At 60.6% G+C, this 22,426-nt stretch carries 21 protein-coding genes; 12 read left to right on the top strand and 9 right to left on the bottom strand.

The genetic code is table 11. From position 1 onward, the window contains the following. The first annotated feature begins 2 nt into the window (after nucleotides 1–2). The gene (locus tag LDN75_RS05670; protein ID WP_223936184.1) at nucleotides 3–3,080 is read left to right on the top strand and encodes a DEAD/DEAH box helicase family protein; all 3,078 of its coding nucleotides are present in this window, start codon (nucleotides 3–5) and stop codon (nucleotides 3,078–3,080) included. A gap of 445 nt (nucleotides 3,081–3,525) precedes the next feature. On the opposite strand, the gene LDN75_RS05665 is transcribed toward LDN75_RS05670, so the two are convergent. Continuing rightward, on the bottom strand, nucleotides 3,526–4,377 hold the full coding sequence (locus LDN75_RS05665; protein ID WP_263422379.1) for an EamA family transporter: 852 nt from the start codon (nucleotides 4,375–4,377) through the stop codon (nucleotides 3,526–3,528). Between the two features lie 183 nt (nucleotides 4,378–4,560). Between LDN75_RS05665 and LDN75_RS05660 the strand changes: the two genes are divergently transcribed. Next, nucleotides 4,561–5,064, top strand: coding sequence for a MarR family transcriptional regulator (locus LDN75_RS05660; protein ID WP_223936182.1), 504 nt, complete (start codon nucleotides 4,561–4,563; stop codon nucleotides 5,062–5,064). Between the two features lie 71 nt (nucleotides 5,065–5,135). On the opposite strand, the gene LDN75_RS05655 is transcribed toward LDN75_RS05660, so the two are convergent. Both LDN75_RS05655 and LDN75_RS05650 read right to left on the bottom strand, forming a co-directional pair. After that, the gene (locus tag LDN75_RS05655) at nucleotides 5,136–8,030 is read right to left on the bottom strand and encodes an NPCBM/NEW2 domain-containing protein (RefSeq protein ID WP_223936181.1); all 2,895 of its coding nucleotides are present in this window, start codon (nucleotides 8,028–8,030) and stop codon (nucleotides 5,136–5,138) included. Nucleotides 8,031–8,129: 99 nt separating this feature from the next. Next, on the bottom strand, nucleotides 8,130–9,479 hold the full coding sequence (locus tag LDN75_RS05650; protein ID WP_223936180.1) for a hypothetical protein: 1,350 nt from the start codon (nucleotides 9,477–9,479) through the stop codon (nucleotides 8,130–8,132). A gap of 246 nt (nucleotides 9,480–9,725) precedes the next feature. Here LDN75_RS05650 and LDN75_RS05645 point away from each other — a divergent pair, with 246 nt between their 5' ends. Then, nucleotides 9,726–10,580, top strand: coding sequence for a VCBS repeat-containing protein (locus LDN75_RS05645; RefSeq protein WP_223936179.1), 855 nt, complete (start codon nucleotides 9,726–9,728; stop codon nucleotides 10,578–10,580). 6 nt (nucleotides 10,581–10,586) lie between these two features. On the opposite strand, the gene LDN75_RS05640 is transcribed toward LDN75_RS05645, so the two are convergent. Beyond that, a complete protein-coding gene (locus LDN75_RS05640) occupies nucleotides 10,587–11,288 on the bottom strand; it encodes a TetR/AcrR family transcriptional regulator C-terminal domain-containing protein (RefSeq protein WP_223936178.1) in 702 nt (233 codons plus the stop codon). Between the two features lie 118 nt (nucleotides 11,289–11,406). On the opposite strand from LDN75_RS05640, the gene LDN75_RS05635 reads away from it, so the two are divergent. The 8 genes from LDN75_RS05635 to LDN75_RS05600 all read left to right on the top strand — a co-directional run bounded on the left by LDN75_RS05635 (nucleotide 11,407) and on the right by LDN75_RS05600 (nucleotide 16,536). Then, nucleotides 11,407–12,126, top strand: coding sequence for a DUF2306 domain-containing protein (locus tag LDN75_RS05635; protein ID WP_223936177.1), 720 nt, complete (start codon nucleotides 11,407–11,409; stop codon nucleotides 12,124–12,126). A gap of 41 nt (nucleotides 12,127–12,167) precedes the next feature. Continuing rightward, entirely contained in the window at nucleotides 12,168–12,518 is a 351-nt protein-coding gene (locus LDN75_RS05630; RefSeq protein WP_223936176.1) for a metalloregulator ArsR/SmtB family transcription factor, read from the top strand. Then, nucleotides 12,515–12,922, top strand: a complete 408-nt coding sequence (locus LDN75_RS05625; RefSeq protein WP_223936175.1) for an SRPBCC domain-containing protein — start codon at nucleotides 12,515–12,517, stop codon at nucleotides 12,920–12,922. Before LDN75_RS05630 ends, LDN75_RS05625 begins: the two co-directional genes overlap by 4 nt. Before the next feature lie 508 nt (nucleotides 12,923–13,430). Beyond that, nucleotides 13,431–13,673: a hypothetical protein gene (locus LDN75_RS05620; RefSeq protein WP_223936174.1), complete on the top strand. Its 243-nt coding sequence runs from the start codon at nucleotides 13,431–13,433 to the stop codon at nucleotides 13,671–13,673. Nucleotides 13,674–13,735: 62 nt separating this feature from the next. Beyond that, nucleotides 13,736–14,482 (top strand): CPBP family intramembrane glutamic endopeptidase, encoded by a 747-nt coding sequence (locus LDN75_RS05615; protein ID WP_223936173.1) that lies wholly within the window; start codon nucleotides 13,736–13,738, stop codon nucleotides 14,480–14,482. Beyond that, the gene (locus tag LDN75_RS05610; RefSeq protein WP_223936172.1) at nucleotides 14,479–15,399 is read left to right on the top strand and encodes an ATP-binding cassette domain-containing protein; all 921 of its coding nucleotides are present in this window, start codon (nucleotides 14,479–14,481) and stop codon (nucleotides 15,397–15,399) included. The genes LDN75_RS05615 and LDN75_RS05610 overlap by 4 nt, the downstream gene beginning before the upstream one ends. Next, the gene (locus tag LDN75_RS05605; protein WP_223936171.1) at nucleotides 15,396–16,142 is read left to right on the top strand and encodes a hypothetical protein; all 747 of its coding nucleotides are present in this window, start codon (nucleotides 15,396–15,398) and stop codon (nucleotides 16,140–16,142) included. The genes LDN75_RS05610 and LDN75_RS05605 overlap by 4 nt, the downstream gene beginning before the upstream one ends. A 28-nt stretch (nucleotides 16,143–16,170) precedes the next feature. Then, nucleotides 16,171–16,536, top strand: coding sequence for a hypothetical protein (locus tag LDN75_RS05600; protein ID WP_223936170.1), 366 nt, complete (start codon nucleotides 16,171–16,173; stop codon nucleotides 16,534–16,536). Between the two features lie 27 nt (nucleotides 16,537–16,563). Here the strand turns inward: LDN75_RS05600 and LDN75_RS05595 are convergent, their stop codons facing one another. The 4 genes from LDN75_RS05595 to LDN75_RS05580 form a co-directional block, all read right to left on the bottom strand. After that, a complete protein-coding gene (locus tag LDN75_RS05595) occupies nucleotides 16,564–16,836 on the bottom strand; it encodes a hypothetical protein (protein WP_223936169.1) in 273 nt (90 codons plus the stop codon). Nucleotides 16,837–16,980: 144 nt separating this feature from the next. Next, on the bottom strand, nucleotides 16,981–17,589 hold the full coding sequence (locus LDN75_RS05590) for a TetR/AcrR family transcriptional regulator (protein ID WP_223936168.1): 609 nt from the start codon (nucleotides 17,587–17,589) through the stop codon (nucleotides 16,981–16,983). Nucleotides 17,590–17,601: 12 nt separating this feature from the next. Further along, the gene (locus tag LDN75_RS05585; RefSeq protein WP_223936167.1) at nucleotides 17,602–18,447 is read right to left on the bottom strand and encodes an alpha/beta hydrolase; all 846 of its coding nucleotides are present in this window, start codon (nucleotides 18,445–18,447) and stop codon (nucleotides 17,602–17,604) included. Nucleotides 18,448–18,488: 41 nt separating this feature from the next. After that, the gene (locus tag LDN75_RS05580) at nucleotides 18,489–19,481 is read right to left on the bottom strand and encodes an NADP-dependent oxidoreductase (RefSeq protein WP_223936166.1); all 993 of its coding nucleotides are present in this window, start codon (nucleotides 19,479–19,481) and stop codon (nucleotides 18,489–18,491) included. Nucleotides 19,482–19,740: 259 nt separating this feature from the next. Between LDN75_RS05580 and helR the strand changes: the two genes are divergently transcribed. Next, a complete protein-coding gene (gene helR / locus LDN75_RS05575) occupies nucleotides 19,741–21,936 on the top strand; it encodes an RNA polymerase recycling motor ATPase HelR (protein WP_223936165.1) in 2,196 nt (731 codons plus the stop codon). Here helR and LDN75_RS05570 read toward each other — a convergent pair. Then, complete coding sequence (locus tag LDN75_RS05570) at nucleotides 21,933–22,388, bottom strand: SRPBCC domain-containing protein (protein ID WP_223936164.1); 456 nt, start codon at nucleotides 22,386–22,388, stop codon at nucleotides 21,933–21,935. The two genes, helR and LDN75_RS05570, sit on opposite strands and share 4 nt — an antisense overlap. Nucleotides 22,389–22,426: the final 38 nt, after the last annotated feature.

Below are 22,426 nucleotides of genomic sequence, written 5' to 3'. Positions count from 1 at the left end.
GGATGAAACTTCAATTCAAAGTTCAGCAGTACCAGACCGACGCCGTTGACTCCGTCGTAGAGGTTTTCGAGGGGCAACCCAAGTACGACGGCATCTCCTACAGGATTGACCCTGGCAAGGTAACGCCCGTGTCGAACCCGGCCCTGTTCGAAACAGATGAGGCTCCCGACTCGGGACTGCGCAACGCCGAGATTGCGCTGACAGGCGCCCAGCTGCTGGAGAACGTTCACAAGGTGCAGCGATCCCGAAACCTGCCCCTGTCGACGAAACTCATCGACAGCAAGGCGGCGCCGGGTGCCCCCAACCTTGACGTCGAAATGGAGACAGGCACCGGCAAGACCTACGTCTACATCAAGACGATAATGGAACTGCATAAGCGGTACGGATGGTCAAAATACATCATTGTGGTCCCATCAATTGCGATTCGCGAGGGCGTGAAAAAATCCCTCGACGTGACAGCCGAGCACTTCCAGCAGTCCTATGGAACGAAGCCGCGCTCGTTTATCTACAACTCCTCACAGCTGCACGAGCTGGAACGGTTCAGCTCCGATGCGGGTGTGCAGGTGATGATCATCAACATCCAAGCATTCAACGCCACAGGGAAGGACAACCGCCGCATCTACGATGAGCTCGACGACTTCCAATCCCGCCGCCCCATCGACGTCATCAAGGCAAACCGGCCAATCGTAATCATCGACGAGCCTCAGAAAATCGGTGCCGAAAAGTCCCTCAAAGCACTCTCCGAGTTCAATGCACTCATGCTGCTGCGCTATTCGGCAACCCACAAGGTCGAGCACAACAAGGTACACCGGCTCGATGCGCTTGACGCCTACAACCAGAAGCTGGTCAAAAAGATCGCCGTCCGTGGCATCACCGTCAAGGGCCTGGCCGGTTCGACAGCCTATCTGTACTTGGACGCAATCGAGATCTCCAAAGGTGCCAAGCCCCGTGCACGGGCCGAGATCGAAGTGCAGACGAAAAGCGGGCCTATTAAGCGGCAAGTCAAACGCCTTGATGTTGGCGCCAACCTTCACGACGTCTCGAACGGTATCGAGGCCTACAAAGGCCTGTTCATCACCGAGATCGACGCGAACCGCGACGTGATCGAACTGAGCAACGGCGACGTCGTTATCGCTGGGCAGCTTGCCGACCGAGACGTCACAGAAGAGACGAAGCGCCGCATCCAGATTCGCGAGGTCATCCGCGCCCACCTGGACAAAGAGCGTGAGCTGTTTAGCCAGAGCATCAAGGTGCTCTCTCTGTTCTTCATCGACGAGGTCGCCAAGTACCGTGACTACGACCGCGAAGACACCCGCGGCGACTACGCCCGCCTCTTCGAGGAGGAGTACACGGCCATCCGGGATGAAGTGTTGGGCGAGCTGGCGCTCGACGCAGCCGCCGAGGCATACCAGCAGTACCTGCGCCGTGACGAGGTCGGTGCGGTGCATGAGGGGTACTTCTCCATCGATAAAAAGACCAAGCGCCTAGTAGACGGCAAAGTTTCCGGCCGCGGAGACGATACAGGCCAATCAATCGATACAGACGCTTACGACCTAATCCTCAAAGATAAGGAACGGCTACTGTCGTTTGCCGAGCCGGTGAGGTTCATCTTCTCCCACTCCGCGCTGCGTGAAGGATGGGACAACCCCAACGTCTTCGTCATGGGCCTACTCAAGAAGAGCGACAACACTGTCTCCCGCCGCCAGGAGATCGGCCGCGGCCTCCGGCTTGCTGTTAACCAACACGGCGAGAGGATGGACAACCCGGTCACCGTGCACGACATCAACGATCTGACTGTCGTTACCGACGAGTCCTACACCGACTTCGTCGCAGGGCTTCAGAGGGAAATCTCCGAGTCCCTCGCCGCCCGTCCGCGCAAAGCCAGTGTTAAGTTCTTTACCGGGAAAACCATCCACACACCGTCCGGCGACTCCGTTGTTGAGGAAAAGCTAGCCACCGCAATCTACTTCCACCTCGTTCAGAACGGCTACGTCAACGAGGACGGTCTCGTCACTGATAAATACAAGGACTGCAAAGCAGCCGGTAGTCTCGTACAGCCGACTTCTGAGGTGCTGCGTTCCGTTATCGACTTTGTCTGGCCCCTCGTGGACATGCTCTACCTCGACGTGCCTATTCCTACCGATGACCGAAAACCGAAGAAGATTCCGCTTAACGACAACTTCGCCAAGAAGGAGTTCCAATCACTCTGGAGCCGGATCAACCACAGGGCTGTCTACCAGGTCGAGTTCGATTCGGCTGAGCTGATCCGCAAGTGCACTACTGAACTGGACAAGCACCTGAATGTGGCTACCGTTCAGTACGTCGTCCAGGCCGGACAGCAACGCGAGTCGATGGAGGCTGACGACCTCACGAGCGGCGCTGGTTTTGCCGTCTCGAGCACCGAGACCCACACCGAAACGAGAAGTGCAGGCTCAAAGGTGAGGTACGACCTGCTGGGCGAGATCACCGGAAAAACGCAGCTCACCCGGCGGACCGTCGCCGCTATCCTGCGCGGTGTCGCCCCCGGGACCTTCGCCAAGTTCAGGCTGAATCCCGAGCAGTTCATCACCGAAGCGGCCCGGCTCATCAACGAGCAGAAAGCAACCGTCATCGTTGAACACCTGACGTATGACGCGCTGGAGGACCGGTTCCACTCCGCGATCTTCACAGAGAACCAAACGAAGCAGGATCTCGCGCACGCGGGCAACAAGCTGACGAAACACATCTACGACTACGTCATCACCGACTCCGAGATTGAGCGGGCCTTCGTAGCCGACCTCGACATCAGCAAAGAGGTCGCGGTCTACGCCAAGCTCCCGCGCGGCTTCTTCATCCCGACCCCAGTCGGTGACTACAACCCCGACTGGGCGATCGCGTTCACCGAGGGCAACGTGAAGCACGTCTACTTCGTCGCCGAGACCAAGGGATCACTTTCAACCCTTCAGCTCAAGGGCGTCGAGAATGCAAAAATCGACTGCGCCCGCAAGTTCTTTGCATCTGTAAACACAAGGAACACTGAAGACGTTAGGTACGACGTGGTTGCAGACTATGGCCAGCTTATGCAACTTGTGGGAGCGTAAGTCTGAGAACCCCTGGAGCTACTTACGCGGACTCCTGATATTCATGGTGGAAGTATCTTGTCCTCCCTTTGCATCTGTTGTGATGCAAACGCAGACCAACTTGCGAGGCTGGAGCGATGCCCGTCCCGGCGAGAACGGAACCTGTCTCGCCGGTGGAAGGCAAGATACCGCCAAGGTACGCGTTGTTCCCATAAGAAGCCGACACGGTCTTGAGGGCTGCCGCCCGATGCGACGAAGAGGTTGTTGCGGACCTCGTGCGGGCTGGTCATGTCGTCCAGGAAGGTGCGCGACGGGCAGCAGAAGGTGTTGTTGTAGATGCAGTGCTTGCGGGTGCCGCTGCCGCCAGCAACCAACCGAGGGTCGCCGAGCATCGAACCCATCTCGCCAGCTGGCGGCAACATACCGCCAAAGTACGCGTGGCGCCGTCGAACATCTCGCTCATCTGTCACGTGGGCGCTTCCGCCTTTCGCGGATGTTCCAGATGCTCACCATCCCTTGGCCGCTGCACCAAGAACACCGAGACCAGCACCAGCACCGCCCCGACCAGCTGCCACCCCGACAACGACTCCCCCAGGAACACAAACCCCAGCACAGTGGCAACAAGCGGGCTCAGGAACCCCAGGAACGACACCACCATCGTGGGCAGGCGTTGGATGCCTCGGAACCACACGGCGTAGGCGGCCAATGCACCGATGACGCTGAGGTAAGCGAAGCCCGCAAGGTTTGGCAGAGAAACGGACCCAGGCAGTCCTTCGACAACCAACGTCACGGGCAGGAGCATGACTCCGCCCATGGCCAGCTGCATCCCAGTGAAGCCGAGCAGGCCCACGCCGTCGGGCCTTCCCCAGCGTTTGGTGAGGACTATGCCGGCGGCCATGCTCAGCGCCCCAGCCATCCCAGCTACGACGCCGATGATCGTTAACGTTGCGTCGGACCGCAGAACGAGCAAGCCAACACCTGCCGCTCCAACGGCACAGGCGACGATGTGCGCCGCGCGGATCTTCTCCCCGAGAAGCAGCACGCCAAGGAACAGCACGAACAGGGGCTGGACGGACCCGACCAGCGCTGCGACGCCTCCGGGCAGTTGGTACGCGGTGAAGAACAGGAGGAAGAAGAACAGCCCAATGTTGAGTGCCCCCAACGCAGCGGCCTTGAACCACCAATTCCCCCGCGGCCAGGTTCGGGTAACTAGCATCAGAACGATCCCAGCCGGTAGAGCCCGGATCGTGGCTGCCAGAAGGGGTCGATCAGCTGGAAGGAACTCGGTGGTCACCAGATACGTGGAACCCCAGACCATCGGCGCGAGTGCGGTGATGAAGAGGTCGCGAGGGGATGCCTTAGATAGGCCAGGCCCTCCCGAATTGCTGCTGACAGTCGCTACAGTCCCGGCCATTGTTCACTTCCATACATTTTGATGTCGAACTATTTGACGTAAGACAATGTAGGTGCTGTACTGTTTGAGGTCAAGCCTTGGAGGACGATGGACCGCGACGCAGTAGACATGATTCTTGAGCAGTGGAACAAGGAGCGCCCCGACCTGGACGTCGGCTCCATGGGTGTTCTTGGCCGACTCAACAGGGCCAGTCGCTTGGCTGCTCTCGACGTTCAGAAGTTCATGAACCAGTTTGGGCTGGAGCCATGGGAGTTTGATGTCCTGGCTACGCTGCGGCGGTCGGCGGAGGAAGCTCCGCTAACACCCGGGCGTCTGGCCAGCCTGACGATGATCGGCTCCGCGGCCATGACCAACCGCGTGGATCGGCTTGTGTCCCGCGGGTTGGTTCATCGGGAGACCAACCCCGAGAACCGCAGGCAACTGCTGATCAGCCTCACGCCCGAGGGGCTTGCCCTGGTAGACGAAGTTGTTGAGCACCACGTGGAGAATCAGCAGAAGATGCTCGAGGGCCTCACAAAATCCGAGCGGACGCAGCTGGCGAACCTCCTGCGGAAGTTTTTGCTGACGAACAACGACGGCGAACCGAGCTAAGCAGCAAAGCAGTGTGGGACCCGCTTCCCCAGCGGATCCCACACGAGCCCTACCTCACCGAACCGCCAAGGTTACCCCAGCCCCACCGGCAAATTCCCCACAGCGATATCCATGATGTTCAGCCCCTCGTCCACCAACGCACTCCCCTGAGGCAGCGTCACACTCGCCAGCTCGAACGCCGGAGGAATGTCGATCTTCGTCGCGAACACCCGAGCCGGCTCATCAACACGCACCACGGTCGAAGGCCCACCGTTGTAAGCCTGCGTGTGCCGCTGGTGATATGCCGACGAAGCCACCACAACACTCGTATCCGTAGCGACCCCAGCAAGCCAGTTCGGCAGGTTAAGAGTGACCTGCCTGCTCTGGCCATTCGTGAAATGCAGGGTCGCGATTCCGGACGAGACACCACCGGTGGAGAACCCCGTCACCAGCAAAGTCCGCCCGCGGCCGGAAATACGAACCTCCTGCCCCGCAGCCTTCAAAGTGTCCGGCGTCCCCACAGCCGCAGGATGCCAAACCGACTGCACACCAAACGCCGAATACTTCGCACCAGAGACAAGCCCAGCCGCAGCCAACGCCTCCTCCGAGAACGTCCGCCGATCCGCCGTCACAGCCCCATTCCGAGGATTCGCCGCACTCGCTACCGACGTCTGGTTCACCAGCGCCCCCAAAGGCAAAGCGGAAGCAGCAACGCCCGGCCCCTGGTATGCGCCAATATTCGGAACGGAAGCGGCACCCGAGGTGGGGTTCCCGAAGAAGTCCTTGCCGCCGTCGTCGGCTACAACAACGCCGGCCCCAAGCAAAGGCGACCCGGACAACAGCCGGTACCCCGGCACATCCAGGGAAGTCTGCCCACTGCCGCCAGCAACCAACCGCGGATCACCCACCACGGACCCCGTCTCGCCTGCGGGCGGCAACATGCCGCCAAAGTACGCGTTGTTCGCATACACAGCCGACGCGGTTTTCAAACCACCGCCCGGTGCCACGAAGAGGTTGTTGCGGACCTCGCGCGGGCCGGTCATGTCGTCCAGGAACGTGCGCGACGGGCAGTAGAAGGTGTTGTTGTAGATGTAGTGCTTGCCGGTGCCGCTGCTGCTGCCGCCCATTCGGCAGTCGTCCTGGGCGATGTTGTAGCGGAGGATGACGTTGGCCGAGGTGGCGCCGCCCGCGCAGTTGGAGATGCAGTTGAGGTAGAAGCCGCCCGCGTTCCCGTACGAGTAGTTGTACTGGAAGGTGCAGGTGCCCACCACGTTGATGTCGCAATCCCAGGCGGTGGAGTCGTACGTGGACGTGACGCTGTTGCCCACCACGTTGTGCTGGAACAGGGTGTTGCGGGAGTTGTACGGCCACATTCCGGCGAAGTTGCCCGCGATGAACGGGTATTTGCCCATCCCCAGGTTCAGCCCGCTGTTGTGCTCCACCAGCGGCGCGTCCGAGTTATGCACCACGATCGCGTCGCCGCCAACCTCATGAATCGAGTTGTGCCCGATGTACACGTTGCGGTGATACAGCGAGGTATCGCCAGCCAGCTTGATGCCGCCAGCACCGGCGTCGTTGACCTCGTTACCCGTGATCGTGATGCCGTTGTAGGCCCCCGAACCGCCCTGCACCTGGACCATGATCCCGGCGGACAGCGGGAACTCGGCACTGCGGGGCCCGGTCTTGTTCGACCAGCCAGCCACGTCCTCCACGTGGTTATCCGTGATCACCACCCCTGCTTGCGCGAACGTCGTGGTGGTGTTGAACAGGATGCCCACGCGGCGTCCCAGCTCCGCCGACGGGTTGATCACGTGCAGCCGGCTCACGGTCCAGTGGCTGGCATTGGTGATCTGCACGGCAGCTACAGCGCCGCCGCCGTTGATGGTGGGCTTGTCGCCGTCGCCATAGCTCGCGACCGTAATCGGGTGGTCCGCGACGCCAGTACCGCCCGGCGTCAGCGCGCCGTCGCACGCGGTTCCGGCGCGGAACAGGATGGACTCACCCGCGGCGAACGCGCCATGGGCATTGACTTGGGCAGTCGAGTTGAACGGACTTTGCTCAGTGCCGTCTCCCGGCGCACTGGCCGAGCAGTCCACGAAGAATTTGGTGCTGCTGATCGTCACAATACTTGCCGGGGTCCTGCCGACGGATGGCGTCCCGAACGGCCCCGGTCCGCTGACGCCCAGCTCCGTGGCACCGCCTTTGGTATTCACCGGCACCACGAACGTCAGCGTTGCTACACCGCTCTGGTCAGCGGCACCACTGGTCACCTTCGCGCCACCCAGCGTCAGGGCCACTGCGCCCAGCGGCTGCAAATCACGCACGACGACGGTCGCCGGGGTCCCCGGAACAAGCGCACCGAGGTTGGTCTCACCTGAGGCCTCGAGACGCAGTGGTGCAGCGAGGAACTCGTCCGAGCAGTTGATCCTGGCATCGGCCCAGTCGGCGTGATCGTTGCCGTTCCCTTCCGGCCCGGCGTCCACCTTGAGCTGCAGCGTGGTCCCGCCCCTGAGATCCACGTTGACGGGCAGGGCCCCGTCGGTGCCCTTCCGCTCCCCCGCGAAGCGCTCCACGCCATCCACCAGGACCTTGAAGTCCACCCGGCCGCGGTCCCCTTGCGTATCGTCCACACCTACCTGGGCGAGGAACTGCCGGCACTGCCCGCCAAGGTTGTATGTGATGGACGACGCCGCATGGGTCCCGAGCCCCTTCGCGTACACCGTGCCGCCGATAGTCAGCGGCCTGCGGTTCGCATCCCCCAGCGCCTGGCCGCCGTTGCTCATGTCCAGTTCAGCCGGTCCCCAACCGTTGGTCATGCTGGCCCAGGGAACGTCGCTGGCATATACGACGCCGGTGGGCGGCGGGGGCAGTTCAGCGGCGGTTGCTGCGGGGCTGGCTGCGACTCCGGCAGCTACCAGCGTCGCCCCTATGAGCGCTGCGGATGCGGCGGTTGCGGCCAGACGCCTGGCCAAGGTTTGTGGATGCAAGTGAGGCTCCTCATTGAGTGGGTTTCCTCAAGGAGTTTCTTGCGGTTGCACTGCGGAGGGCAACGAAATGCACAGGACTGAACACGCGAACGCAGCGCCCTACAGCCTCACCTTGTAAACGTGGTGGGTGGATTCAACGGGGAAGTCATCCGTGAACTTCCCGTCCTTGACGGCGATGGTGCGGTTCTCGTTCACCACTTCAATCGTCTTGGCAGTGACTCCCGCAGGCAGGGTGAAGGTCCGCTGCCCAGTCTGTGCATCCTGCGTCATAGCGAAAATGTACGCGGCCCCGTTGTAGGCCTTCAGCATCGTGTCCAGCCCCTCACCGAAGTTCCACACATAGCTTTGCGTGTTCAGAACCGGCGCCAGAGCCTTCACTTCCGCGTTGACCTCGCCCATTGCCTGCACCTGATCCCGGGAGCAGGCGCTGTTGTGGATGCGGACATCAGCCAGCGCATTCCCAGACATGCAGGGGTTATCGTCGCCACCCCCAGGTGACTGCGTGAACCACACAATCCCGCGCGACTCGTGAATGAGCATCGCCCACACTTGGGCCTTCACCCTGTCCGGTGTCATCTGGTCGGATAAGTCATGCTCACCTTCGGGGCTCAGCACGGTCGGGACCATCCAGATGGGCGAGTACACACCTCTCGCGGCGTTGACCTCCTGCATCACCTGCATGGCCTTCGCGTACGCGGACGACGTCTGGCAGGTGGCCGTCGTCGTCGGGTTGTATCCCTGGGGTGTGCGGAGCCGCCAATCGCGGCAGGCACCGGCGTAGTAATAGTTGGACGTCGAGGACACGTCCACGGTCTCCCAATAGCGCGTAGTGATGTCCATTGGCGCGTCGTAGCTGATGAGCGATGGAGTCCAGTTGGCGTAGGTAAAGCGGCCCTCCTCTTTGGCCTTCAGCTCTTCGACCGTACGCTTCATGTGGGCTACGCCCTCATCCCAGCCAAACCTGCCATCCACCTCATCGTCGATGAAGTTGCCCGGGAGCTGCGCCCAGTCGTTCGGTGCGTTCTTCACTTTCATGAGCGAGAACATGCCGTGCTGGTCGAAGAGCGAATAGTCAGTGTCCGGGTTCAATTGGACGTAGAAGTTGATGCCATGCGCCTTGTCGAACTGCATCTGCTCGCCATTCGCTGATGCGTACCAAACTCCGATGGGGAAGAATCCCGGGTCGTCCCACCCTGCGGCGTCGGCTTTGCTGAACTTCTTATAGAAATCGGGACCACCATCCCAGGGAATCCTGGGGAGTTTGGCCAAGGCCGCCGGAGGCGTTGCGGCTGGCGAGCCGGTGGATGAGGCAGACGCCGATCCCGTAGGGGCTCCGGAGGTAGCGGACGAGTTCGACGGCGGGGCGTTTGGGTCCGCTGTTGCCGTGCAGCCGGAGAGCAACAGGACGGCAACCGCTGCTGCCGCTGTGAAGTAGCGAACCCGCCTCATGGCTCCTCGATTCCGTCCCGACCGGTGAAACCTGAATGTCTATAGGATGACAGGGCTTTCCCCCAGCCCCTAACAAAACTTTGGCGATCCAGCTAAGCTCCGATCCATCGTGTGATGGCTATGTTGCTAATGGGGGTAACAGTGATGTTCCGATCAAGGTCGACTACTCATGGACGGCGCACTTCTCATGCACTGCGGAGGGTTCGAAGCCGGAGACGCCCGCATTTCCTTGGCGCAGCTGCGGCCATGGTTGCAGTCTTTTTCTTAGGCATCGCGGTGGTTCCGGCACAAGCAGACCAACCCACCACCCGCGCTTCCAGCGTCCCCAGCAACAACTGGGATTACGTCAGCATCAATACCAGCTACTTTCACGACGTTCTTGCCCGTGACACAGCAGGTGATCTCTGGGTGTATCCAGGTGACGGCCTTGGCGGCTGGAAGAAGCCCCGTTTCAAGATGGGCGAGGGCTGGAACGTCATGACCGCAATCGTTGGTCCGGGCAAGTTCCAAAGCGAGTTCACGGACGACCTCCTCGCCAGGGACACAAACGGCGATTTGTGGCTCTACCCTGGCACGGGAGGCGGAAGTCTCAAGCCCCGCATGCACGTAGGTGTGGGCTGGAACGTTATGACTGCTTTGGTGGGGCCTGGGGACTTCAACGGCGACTACATGGCAGATCTCATGGCCCGTGACGCGGAGGGCCGCCTCTGGTTGTATCCAGGAGACCATCGAGGCGGTTGGCTCCCCCGGTTCCAAATCGGTGAAGGCTGGAACGTGATGACGGCCCTTATTGGTCGCGGTGATTTCAATGAGGACCGGAAAATGGACCTCCTTGCACGGGACACCAGCGGCCGCCTTTGGCTCTACCCCGGAAACGGCACTGGCGGGTGGCTACCGCGGATGCAAGTCGGCGAAGGCTGGAACACCATGACGGCGATCATTGCCACCGGCAATTTCGACAACAATTACGAGGGGTATGCGCAGATCATCGCACGGGATACCAATGGCATCCTCTGGCTCTATCCCGGGATTGGAAGCCGTCATCTGGAGCCGCGCAAACAGATCGGAGAAGGTTGGAACGTCATGACGGCGCTGGTCTGATCTGTTTTATCCGCCGGACCTCCAGCTGCGCTCATGAAGCCGTTCAACGCCGTCGAGAAGGAGATCCAGGGCGAACTCAAACTCAAACTGGTCGTCGCAACCGTGGCCTACTACTGACGCGTCGTCGTGGGCTGCGGCCAGGGCGATCTTCAGTAAGTGGGGATGGCTCTCGGCCATGTGCTGAATCATCGCTGTCTGCGCGTCAGGGGTGATCTCGGATGGCTCCCGTCCTTCTGAGTCGTCAAACACTTCCTGGGTGAATCCCCACATGCGGCTGCCCAAAGCGTGCATGACGTGATGGGTGAGGTCGGGGGTAAGCCCGCCAGCCAGAAACAGCCCGGCAAGGGTGTCCATGTACTCCAGCACAGCCGATGTTGTGTTTGTTCTGGTCTCGATCACAGAACGAGCCCACGGATGCACCATGAGTGCCCGTCGCGCAGAGAGCACTCTCAGCCGGACAGCACTCTTCCAATCTGCATCGCGGACCGGGGGGTCGATCTCCCGCACAATGGTGTCCACCATCTGGTCGAGGAGTTCCTCCTTGTTGGCCACGTGTTTGTAAAGCGCCATTGGTACGACGCCGAGGTCCTGAGCGAGTCGTCGCATGCTGAGCGCGTCAATGCCAGCCTCGTCTGCAAGTTCGACGGCGGCACGAAGCACGCGCTCCCGGTTCAGGGGTGAGCGCCGCGTGTCTGTTTGTTGGGTCATGAGTACGGCCCTCCATCCTGGATCGGTTCCGCCAAGTATTGACAGTGTGTACAGCGTACACCTACGCTTTTCCTCATCGAGGTGTACGCCGTACACCGACGAGCCAAAGGGCCAGAACATGAGACCAGAAAACTCCATCGCCGCGTCCCGAAGCCGCTTTCGCCGGGCGCAGTGGCCCGTCCCCGCCGCATTGATCTTCCTCAGCCTCATCCCGGTGATTGCCGGGGCAGTCCGCCTCACCGAACTGACGGGCGGCGGGGCCGTGACGCCACAGAACGAGAGATTCTTCGACTCACCCATACCAGTGGTCACCCACATTGTCAGCGTTACCGTCTACTGCCTGCTCGGGGCCCTCCAGTTTGTCCCCTCGCTTCGCAACGCTCGGCGCAAGTGGCACCGGATGGCGGGCCGCATTCTCGTTCCAGCCGGCCTCCTTGCCGCACTCTCCGGCCTATGGATGTCCGTGTTCTACGCGCTTCCGGAGGGCGATGGCGAGGCCCTCCTGATACTCCGCTTCATCTTCGGATGCGCCATGGCGGTAAGCATCATCCTCGGATTTCTAGCGGTTCGCCGTAGGGACTTCGTGGCGCACAGTGCGTGGATGACCCGAGGCTACGCAATCGGTCTCGGCACAGGAACACAGGCCCTCGTTTTCTTGCCCTGGATGCTTCTTGTCGGCCCTACGGACGAGGCGACCCGGGCGGTACTCATGGGGGCCTCTTGGGTTATCAACCTCGCGGTAGCCGAAATAGTCATTCGCCGACGGGCCGGCAAGTCCACGCCAGCGTCCCATCCTGAGAGCCGATCCCGCCAGACCTCCTTGCGTCCCTCACGATAGCGGGCCGGCCCATCCCAGGCTGGCGACAAGGACCGTCCGGGTTGTCATTTCGGAAATTTCCGACATATCATCATCGACTGCTTCCCGACGTCTTCGGCGCCCTCGCGAACCCTTCGCGGCGTACCATCCTCGATAGCCTCCGTGAGGGTCCATTGACGGCGGGCGATCTCACGGGCCGCCTGGACCTCAGCCGTTCTACAGCGTCCGAGCATTTGGCGGTCCTGCGGGAAGCCGGCTTGGTCCGGGAGGAACGGCAGGGCCGAAACAGGATCTATCACCTTGAGGCCGAGGGCCTGCGGGAAGCCAGCAACTGGCTGAAGCACTACGAGCAATATTGGAACCAGCGGCTCGACGCCCTGGCCGAACTATTGGATGAGGAAAACACTCCATGACCGAAAACGCCATCAGACTCGAGCGCACCTTCCCGCACCCCAAGGACGCAGTATGGGCTGCGCTAACTACACCAGAACTGCTCGCCCGCTGGTGGGCTGCCGGAGACATCGCACCCGTGGTGGGCCACCGCTTCACCATGGACATGGGTGGCTGGGGCCAGCAGCAATGCGAAGTCCTCACCGTCGAGCCCGGTTCCGCGATCACCTTCATGTTCGCCGAGGGCGTCCTGGACACAGCCATTACCTGGGCTTTGGAGTCCACCGAAACCGGCACCGTCCTTCACTTCGAGCACGCCGGCTTCAACCTTGACACCCCCATGGGACGGCAAGCCATTGAAGGTATGGGCAACGGCTGGCCGGGCCTCCTGGCGCGCATCGACCAAGTCCTGGTCAGCGTTAGTTAGACACAACCACCCGAAATTCATGAAGTTGGAAAAGCCAAGGCGGCATTTGAGATGCAAGACTCGAATTGACAACAACTGAATGCCGGATGTAAAGCGAACGCGATCCGTAACCATTCGTTGTTGACAAGCTAATTGCCTTTATTTGTGCTATTGGAACCTTGCTTCAATCCCAGATATCAACGACATGTTGCCTATGGACACTAAAACTAAATTGATTTGACTAACTACAAATCGACCCCCTAAGTTAGCAATGCACTCACAGTGGGTGTATTGAAAGGGGGACTTCATGAATTCACGGGATACGCGCGGTATCGTGCTCAATTGGAGTAAAAGAGGGGTAGCTGCGACTCTCGCAGGAGTAATACTCCTATCGGCACCCGGCGCCGTCCGGAGTATGTCCACAACCACAGCAGCCTCATCTCCAGTTAGCATCTCGGCCGCATCCACTGCACCGTCCAGCACCCAGGGGCTTCTGTCAGCAACGCTCTCGGCGCCGACGGAAGCTACGGTGAGCACCACTGCCACAGATGCGCAAAAACGGATCAATATCAGGCCGGTCCTGGACTGGATCCGGTGGGCAGCCCCATGGGTCTGGAACGCGATGGTCAACGCAGTAAAGTGGGGCTGGGGTGCTTTCCTGAACTGGTGGAACGGCCTGGCAGGATGGATTCGCAATACCATCAACTGGTTCATCGGTGGAGCCCTCTGGGACTTCTTCATTGAACTGCGCCGGTACTTCTTCGGCTGGTAAGAGCACGATCGGGTGGCTGGGTGCCTGAACGACACCCAGCCACCAGGCAACCAGATCTTAGAATGGGGAAAGAGATCAAGCGCCTTCTCGCTCACGGAATCACCTTGGCGGTTCTGCTCAATGTCGCTGTTGTTTTGGCTTTAGGACTCTCTTATGAAGCGCTCGCTGCCGCTAACGTTGATCCGCGACTCATCACCACGCTTTCGCTGATCATCTGCGGCTGTGCCGCTATCGCACTCTCTGCCGCACGCTTCAAGGTCAATTTGCTCGACGCAGGCCAGCCAATGACCATCGGTGGCCTATTGCATGCCAAGCGGTGCGCCGCACTGGTTGCCGGCTCCACGATCGCGATCGTTTGGATAGGTATTCAGGGGGGTAGTGACTTCCTGACGGCGGCCGCTGGTCCGGCTGCGGTCCTGATGGAGGAAGTAATATTCCGCGGCCTCCCATTGGTCCTTATCTACGGAATGGCAGCCTCGCGCACTACGCAAATCGGCATCACAATAGTGTTTTCACTCACGTTTGCATCGCTTCATCTATCACCGCTTGCAGTCATGTACGTGGATCGCTTTCTCTTCGCAGTTCTGGCCGTCTTACTGGCAGTTCACTTCCGATCAATATGGCCAGCATTCGTTTATCACCTGCTGTCCAATATCACGGCGGCTTCCGTCGCCGCCCCCTTGCACAATGACCACCAAGCCTGGATGTATATTCCGATTGACTTGGCACTATTTTTACTGGTGTTTATAATGTGTTCACGAACAATAACCAAGAGAATTGTCTCAGAACGGACTAGCGTGAAATTATGACCCTGAGACTGGATAACATCTCGAAGTCTTTCGGAAACATAAAGGCCGTCCACGATTTGAGCTTTAGCTGCGCTCCAGGGACAATCACGGGGTTCATCGGGCCAAACGGGTCCGGGAAATCCACCACGCTCAGAATGATCGCGGGGCTGACCCGGCCGGACACCGGCTCCATTACGATTGCTGGCTCGCCCTTCCACGAACTGCTCAACCCGGGGGAACAGATAGGCTTCCTGCTTGATCCTTCGGCGCACCATCCCGGCAGGTCGGCCCGCGAAACAGTCATTTTGACCGCCGCAATGATGGGGCTTCCCATGCACAGGGTGGATACCGTTCTTGAGTCGGTCGGCCTGGCCAGCGCGGGTCGTCGAAAAGTTCGGTCCCTGTCCCTGGGCATGCGCCAACGCCTTAGTTTGGCCATCGCACTTCTCGGAGATCCCAAGTACCTCGTCCTGGACGAACCAGCCAACGGGTTGGACGTCGAGGGAATGAGCTGGCTTAAGGCATCCATCCGGCGATTTGCCGCAGACGGTGGTGCAGTTCTCATCTCAAGCCACTTGCTGAATGAGCTTGAGTCCTACGTAGATCGCGTAGTCATCATTGACCGCGGCCGCGTGATCTCCAACTCCTCCATAGGAGACCTGGGAGGGACGGAAGTCACTGAAGTCGATGGCCCTCACAGGTCTGAAATCAGGCGCGTCCTGCAGGCCGAGGGAATCGCAATGGCCGACGCCCCTCATTCCGTCAATGAGCGAATTTCGGTCATGTCGTCACCGGAGCACGTCGGTGAAATTCTTTGGAGGAATGGCATCCAAGTGAGCCTACTGCACAGAAAGCCGGTGGAATCATTGGAAAGTTACTACAGTGAACTGACCTCCCCGGAGTTTGCAGCGGTCTCCAGGACGGAGGAAGGGAAATGAGCGGCATCAGCAGTCCGGTATCGAACCCCATCGGCGTTGCCGTCTACGTCGAAATGCGGAAACTCATCAATACCCGCAGCTCACGATGGCTTCTCTTTAGCATGACGCTTCTCGGTATCCTGATGATCGTCGCGTTCGTGGCCGTCTCAGCAAGCCGCAATGAGCCGATTGACATGTCCATGATGCTTGCAGCGTTGGCGTTGCCCGCTGGCATAGGCGCGCCAATTATTTCCATTCTCGCGATTACGTCCGACTGGCAGCACCGGGACAACGTGAAGTTCTTCGTGTTACAGCCAAGGCGGGGAGTGCTGCTTCTCGCAAAGTACATCGCTGTGGCAATCTTTGGCCTCGCCACCATGCTGGTGATTTGTGCTGTGGCATTCGCCGTGTCGGCAGGATTCTCCGTTTTCACGAGCTCGGACATCATGTTTGGAAGCCTGAGCAGGAGCGTCTGGCTACTGGTTTGTGCCACTCTGGTTGGCGTCATGTCAGGCGCTGCGGTGGCGTCCGCGCTCCTCTCGACGCCACTCGCGATTGTCTTTGTGCTGTTTCAGTCTTTTGTGTTCGACTCGTTGATTGGCCTGGTCGCTGGCGATGCCACGCCATTTCTTCAATCAGCCACGTTCACCAACGTTCTGACTGAAGGCGGCAACGCTGCAGCTGCCGCGTCTTCAGCTGTCATATGGATTCTTATTCCTTGTGTCATCGGGATCTGGAGAAACCGAACCAAGGATGTTGTCTAACCGCATTACGCGGGGATGGAGTAAGTCGATGGAAACCAGCACACAACAAGATCTTGTGTATGCATTGAGGCGGCGTGGAGTCGCTGAAAACATGATTCCCGGGCTCCTCAAAGAAGCCAATGAAAAGAGTTCGAGCCTCGGCAATCAATTCAGTGTGCCCGACTTCGTGGCGGGCATTCCCCGCGGCACCGGCCTGTCCAAAGGCACGAAGATTGGACGCGTGGCCGCCATTTTCCTTCTGGTCGGTATCGCCGCTCAGCTGTTTCTCAGCGGAGTCCTAGGCGTGCACCTTGGGTTTCCCGGCGTCCTGTACTACTACGGTGCGGTACTCGTTGGATTGAGCGTCCTTGTCTTTTCGGCGTACCGCGTTGACCGCAAATTGCCTCGGCTCTAACCACAAGGAAGTCTGACGCTAAGGGCTTCATTCCGGGCCGTATTCTTCTTCCAGTTCGGCGAGAACCTCGGCTGCTGTCCGGCTTCCGCCGTCCGCGAGTCGTCGAAGTTCCTCCACGTCGCCACGTTCTGAGGCAAGCTCAATGAGGAGGTCCACGGCGTCGGTACTCCCCTGCGCGGCAAAACGACGCAGTTCCTCAAGGTCGCCCCGCCCAGCGGCCAATTCCACAAGCTGGTCTATGGCGTCCTGGCTGCCTTGGTCTGCCTGCGCCCGAAGTTCGGTCAAATAATCGTCGGTCATGGTGTGAACATTTCACATTTATGGTGGATGAACCAGAGGAGCACGGCAGCAAGGGGCTGTCGGCCCTGTTCGGGCCGACAGCCGGGGCCGTGTCTAGAAGGTGGTCAGCACGGGCCCTCACACTAAAGGCCGCGTCTGTAGCGGCTAGCTCCCCGTGGCCAAAACCACACTGATCTGATCGCGGATCTCGTCTCCAACTTGCTCGTCGGTGAGACCGCTATTGGCAGACGAGGTCATGCTGATGAACATAATCGCGGAAATGACATGGGAAAGTTTCGCTGGGTCCCGGGCACCCAGCTGCTTATCACGGGCCAGGACCTCTGCGATGGCGGCCTCCGTGCGGATGGTCAGCGCAAGGGCCTCCGCGTGGTGGGGTTCGGCGGGGTCACCGAAGACGATCTCTTTGAGGTACGTCCGGCCGTTCTCGATCTGTACACGATTGCACTTCACGATGGGGCGGATGATCGCCATGATCCCGTCAAGGACGGTTTCTTCCCGCTCTGCGGCGGCGACGCCCGAGCTAAGCGCTTCGGCGTATTTGACGTTGTGGACCAGGAGAAGCAGCTCCGCCTTGGTCTTGGCGTACAAGAACAAGGTTCCCGATCCGACGTCGGCCTTCTCAGCCACCTGCTGGGTGGTGACCTCGTCTACGCCGTACTGAGTGAAGAGCTCTCGGGCGGCAGCGGTGATGCGGTCAAGCTTCTCCTGCTTATTCCGTTCACGTCGGCCAAGGGTCGGGGGCACAGCCTGCATTCAGCTACCGTATCAGCGGCCCAGGAATTCGAGGGCGACGGGGACGAACTCCTGGTGGTACTGGAAGATGCCGCCGTGTCCTGAATCGGGGTAGATGATCAGTTCGCTGCCCGGAATCCGGCGGTGCATGTCGCTGGAAAGCCTGGACGGCACCATGCGGTCGTTGTCGCCGTTGGCGATGAGTGTCGGCTGGGTGATTGCGCCCAGGTTGGCCGGTTCCGTGCGACCCCACTTCTTGATGGCCTTCAGCTGCATCTGGAAGGCCTTGGTCTTAATGGGCGCGTCCAGGTTGGTGGTTCGCTCCTTGAGCCGCTGGATAAATGCCCTCCCGGCAGGCTTGCCGGCGGCATTGCGGTTGAAGAACAGGAATTCCTTTGGGTCCTGCCGGGTCAGGGTGGCCCTCAAAACGTCGTAGTAGGTGACGCGAGCCACCTTGTCGATGTCCTTCCCGCCCGCAGGACCTGTGCCCGCGAGGACGAGCTTCCGCACGAGCTCCGGGTATTTGACCACCAAAGCCTGGGCAATCATGCCTCCAAGCGAGAATCCAAAGAGGTCTACTTTCTGGTACCCGAGCGCCTTGATGAAGGTCGCGGCGTCCTCAGCCATCTCCTCGATCGTGCCCGGAACGTCGCCGGTTGTGGCACCGACACCACGGTTGCTAAAGGTGATCACGTGGTGCTTCTCGGCGATGGGGTCGATGATGCGCGGGTCCCAGTTGTCCATTGTCGCGGCGAGGTGGACCAGGAAAATGACGGGGATCCCGCCCTTGGGGCCCAACTCGCGGTAGCTGTAGGAGACGCCGCCAGCGGTAACGGTGCTGACTGGTGCGTCCTTGTAGGCGGTGATGACATTGCTCATGATGTTTGTTCCTGAGGGTGTGATTGGTAGTAGTTGATTGCTTAGTGGCTGACGACTGTCTTGCCACGAACGCCGCCCTTTTCCATTTCGGCAAGGACGTCCGGAGTCTGGTCGAACGGGACTACTCGGCCCACCACGGGGCGGATCTCCCCGGCGTCGATGAGCGCGGCAATCTCGCGGAGCTGGCTGCCGTTGGCGCGCATGAAGAGAAACTCATAGGTGACGCCGAGACGACGCGCTTTACGCCGGATGCCACCACTAATCAGCGCCACAGCGCCCTTCATCACGGCGTTTGCTCCGAGCTCTTGGGCAAAGGCAGGATCCGGCGGGCCTGAAATGCCGATGGCCTTACCGCCCGGCTTGAGGACCTTCAGGGATCGCTCCAGATTCTCGCCGCCAAGGCTGTCGAGAACCAGATCGTAGCCATGGAGGATCTCCGCAAAGTCCTCCGTCCGGTAATCAATGACCACGTCCGCCCCGAGCCCGCGAACAAAGTCCGCGTTCCCTGCGCTGACGGTCGTGGCAACGGTGGCCCCAAGATACTTGGCGAGCTGGATCGCGATGGAGCCCACTCCGCCAGCTCCCGCGTGAATCAGGACCTTCTGACCCGGGCCAACCTTGCCGCGTTCAACGAGTGCCTGCCAGGCGGTCAAGGCAACCAGTGGCAGGGATCCCGCTTCCTCCATGCTGATCGACGCCGGCTTGATGGCAAGGTCTGTCTCGGCCACAGCGATCCGCTCCGCAAACGTACCGATGCGATCCTGGTGCGGACGGGCGAACACCTCATCCCCTGGCTTGAAGGACTGTACTTTCGCACCGACGCTCACTACGACTCCGGCGAGGTCATTGCCTAGGATCAGCGGCAGCCTGTACGGGAGGACCTGTTTGAACTGCCCCTGGCGGATCTTCTCGTCCAGCTGGTTCATGCTGGATGCCTTTACCTGCACCAGCACGTCATGCGCGCCGACCACTGGCTCGGGAACGTCAACCTCTTGCAGGCGTTCTTTGTACTTGTTGAGGACGAAGGCTTTCACGGTTGCTCTCCTGACGAAATAACTGAGTAAGCTCAATTCTGAGTGCACTCAGTTCTTAAGTCAAGAGAGTGCCGTGGCTTCCCAGCAAAACGGGACGAAAAAGGAGACACGTTGTGTCTCCTCACTTTCAATCTATACGGCAGTGGGGGGCTTGCCGCAAGGCCCGGGGGTTGCTGCAAAATTGAGAGCCGACGCCGGGAGTACGCGCTGTTCCAGACGCGCGGTTCCGGCGCCACCAGCCCAGAAAGGAGCTGACAGCGTGCCTCTCACAACCAGCGCGTTCAACCTTCCCGAGCACCTCGCACCCAAAGCAGATCCAGCCCTGATCGCTGCCGACGAGCAGCACTTCGCAGCCATCGCAGAAAGCCTTCAGCAAACCATCTCCGAGCTGTCCGATCAGCTCGAAGCCATTCGCAAAGCCCCAAGCCGCTTTGGCCAGGAGGCTGTGGAGAAGGACGTCGAAACCCGCCGGCTGACCGGTCGGCTGCGTGCACTGCGTCGCTTCGGGCTGGACCTTTGCCTCGGTCGCGTCGTCCCCGCCAGCGACACGGAGCCGCTCTACATTGGGCGACTCGGCCTCACGGACAGCGACGGCCGGAGGCTGCTTGTCGACTGGCGCTCCCCCGCGGCCGAGCCGTTCTTCGGAGCCACCCATGCCAACCCCATGGGCCTGGCGGCCCGCCGTCGTTATCGCTGGACCCGGGGCCGGATCACTGACTACTGGGATGAAGCTTTCGCCCAAGACCCAGCCTCCGCAGAACTGCCCGGCGGCACGGCTGCCCTTGAGGACCTTTCAGCCTTCATCGCCAGCCTGGGTACCAGCCGCTCGGCGCGGATGCGGGACGTGCTGGGGACTATCCAGGCGGACCAGGACGCCATCATCCGTGCATCTTCCCGGGGTGCTTTGGTGGTCGACGGCGGTCCAGGTACAGGCAAGACTGTGGTCGCCTTGCACCGCGCCGCGTATCTCCTTTACTCGGACCCACGGCTCGGTCACCGCAGGGGCGGCGTCTTGTTCGTCGGCCCGCACCGGCCGTTTCTGGCCTACGTTGCAGATGTGCTCCCCAGCCTCGGCGAAGAGGGTGTGCAGACCTGCACACTGCGGGATCTCGTGCCTGAGGGAGCCGACGCCGCCCTTGAGGCCGACCCCGAGGTTGCCCGGCTCAAATCCTCGGCAGACCTGGTGAAAGCAATCGAGCCGGCTGTCAGGTTCTACGAGTCATCGCCCAGGGAGGGCTTGGAAGTCGAGACGCCCTGGGCGGATGTCTGGCTCAGTGCCGACGAGTGGGCCGAGGCCTTCGACGCACCAACGCCCGGCACTCCACACAATGAGGCGCGGGACGAAGTCTGGGAGGAACTGCTCACCATCCTGGTGGACAAGTTCGATACAGACGAGGTTCCGGAGGACTTGCTTCGCCGGTCCTTCGCGCAGAATCCGGACCTAGTGGAAGCATTCAGCCGGGCATGGCCGCTGCTTCATTACACGGACCTCGTGGCCGATCTATGGCGGGTGCCAGCCTACCTGCGTTTGTGCGCCCCTTGGCTAAGCGCTGATGAAGTGGCGAAGCTTCAGCGGGCCACGCCCAACGCCTGGACCGATTCGGATTTGCCCCTTCTGGACGCAGCCCGGCAACGGCTCGGCGATGCTGAAGCGTCCAAGCGCAGGCGTCGGCAGAAGGCTGAAGCCGCTGCGGAGCGTGAGCTCATGGACCGGGTGGTGGAAGACCTCGTTGCCGCGGATGATTCCGAAATGCTGGTCATGTCCATGCTGCGCGGCGAGGACATGCAGGAGAAGCTCATGGACGAATCCATGCTCAGCGCGGACCCGGACCAGCTCGCAGGCCCCTTCGCACACGTAGTGGTCGACGAGGCGCAGGAACTGACCGACGCCCAGTGGCAGATGCTCCTGCAACGCTGCCCGTCCCGGAGCTTGACCATCGTCGGCGACCGCGCGCAAGCCAGGCACGGATTCACCGAGTCCTGGCAGGAACGACTGGAGCGCATAGGGCTGAGCCACGTGAACCTGACCCATCTCAGCATCAACTACCGCACACCGGAGGAGGTCATGACGGAAGCCGAACCGGTCATCAAGGCAGCCCTCCCCGACGCCAACGTCCCCACATCCATCCGTAGCAGCGGCCTCCCGGTCATCCACGGATCCGTTTCGGACCTGGACTCGATCCTCACCACGTGGCTTGAGGCGCACGCCGAAGGTATCGCTTGCGTTATCAGCAAGAACGACGGCGGACGCGGCTCGCTCCCAGCGTCGCCCCGCCTCCGTTGGCTGGCCCCGGAACTATCCAAGGGCCTCGAGTTCGATCTTGTGGTCCTGGTTGATCCGGAGGAATTCGGGACGGGCATCGAAGGAGCCGTGGACCGCTACGTCGCGATGACCAGGGCCACCCAGCAGCTGGTCATCCTCACCACTGCCGCCGCCGTCGTCGAGAGTTTCTAGCTGGATGCCTCGGCAGCCGCTTTCAGGTCGGCCGCGAACTGTTCGAAGCTCGCGTCGAAGGACGGGATCTTGCCCGCGAACAGCGGAAAGATCGGCCCGCCGATGCGTTCATTCATCTCGAAGATGGTCTGCCCGCCATTGGTTTCCGTGAGGGTGTAGACGCGGGTGCCCAATGGATCGCCCCAGGCGAGGCGGCTGGTGGGTTCGAACTCCTTGATCTTGAGTTTGAACGTTCGGCTGGGATCCAGTGTTGACACCAGCTGGATGGTTGACCCTGGTTTGATCTCGCCCTTCAAAGAAACGATGGTTGAGTTCCATCGGGGGTAGTCGGCGGCGGTGGTCAGGACGCGCCAGACTGTGGCCGGATCGGCGTCAATCGTCGTGGCCACCTTCGTGGTACGGCTGAACGTCTTGCTGACGGTGGTGGCGGTTCCATCTGCGCTGGTTGTCATCGCATTCCACTTTCTAAGAATCCGTGCGTGCCCGCTGC

Origin of the sequence: Arthrobacter sp. StoSoilB5 (assembly GCF_019977235.1) — a bacterium.
Taxonomy (GTDB): Bacteria; Actinomycetota; Actinomycetes; order Actinomycetales; family Micrococcaceae; genus Arthrobacter.
The sequence above is the reverse complement of the archived record's forward strand: the minus strand, read 5'-3'. Positions and strand labels throughout refer to the sequence as shown.

Bases quoted from the DNA above. Each gene is read 5' to 3' on its own strand.
- LDN75_RS05670 (WP_223936184.1), top strand. From the start codon at position 3: ATGAAACTTCAATTCAAAGTTCAGCAGTACCAGACCGACGCCGTTGAC.
- LDN75_RS05665 (WP_263422379.1), bottom strand. From the start codon at position 4,377: ATGGTCTGGGGTTCCACGTATCTGGTGACCACCGAGTTCCTTCCAGCT.
- LDN75_RS05660 (WP_223936182.1), top strand. From the start codon at position 4,561: ATGGACCGCGACGCAGTAGACATGATTCTTGAGCAGTGGAACAAGGAG.
- LDN75_RS05650 (WP_223936180.1), bottom strand. From the start codon at position 9,479: ATGAGGCGGGTTCGCTACTTCACAGCGGCAGCAGCGGTTGCCGTCCTG.
- LDN75_RS05645 (WP_223936179.1), top strand. From the start codon at position 9,726: ATGGTTGCAGTCTTTTTCTTAGGCATCGCGGTGGTTCCGGCACAAGCA.
- LDN75_RS05640 (WP_223936178.1), bottom strand. From the start codon at position 11,288: ATGACCCAACAAACAGACACGCGGCGCTCACCCCTGAACCGGGAGCGC.
- LDN75_RS05635 (WP_223936177.1), top strand. From the start codon at position 11,407: ATGAGACCAGAAAACTCCATCGCCGCGTCCCGAAGCCGCTTTCGCCGG.
- LDN75_RS05625 (WP_223936175.1), top strand. From the start codon at position 12,515: ATGACCGAAAACGCCATCAGACTCGAGCGCACCTTCCCGCACCCCAAG.
- LDN75_RS05615 (WP_223936173.1), top strand. From the start codon at position 13,736: ATGGGGAAAGAGATCAAGCGCCTTCTCGCTCACGGAATCACCTTGGCG.
- LDN75_RS05610 (WP_223936172.1), top strand. From the start codon at position 14,479: ATGACCCTGAGACTGGATAACATCTCGAAGTCTTTCGGAAACATAAAG.
- LDN75_RS05605 (WP_223936171.1), top strand. From the start codon at position 15,396: ATGAGCGGCATCAGCAGTCCGGTATCGAACCCCATCGGCGTTGCCGTC.
- LDN75_RS05600 (WP_223936170.1), top strand. From the start codon at position 16,171: ATGGAAACCAGCACACAACAAGATCTTGTGTATGCATTGAGGCGGCGT.
- LDN75_RS05595 (WP_223936169.1), bottom strand. From the start codon at position 16,836: ATGACCGACGATTATTTGACCGAACTTCGGGCGCAGGCAGACCAAGGC.
- LDN75_RS05590 (WP_223936168.1), bottom strand. From the start codon at position 17,589: ATGCAGGCTGTGCCCCCGACCCTTGGCCGACGTGAACGGAATAAGCAG.
- LDN75_RS05585 (WP_223936167.1), bottom strand. From the start codon at position 18,447: ATGAGCAATGTCATCACCGCCTACAAGGACGCACCAGTCAGCACCGTT.
- LDN75_RS05570 (WP_223936164.1), bottom strand. From the start codon at position 22,388: ATGACAACCAGCGCAGATGGAACCGCCACCACCGTCAGCAAGACGTTC.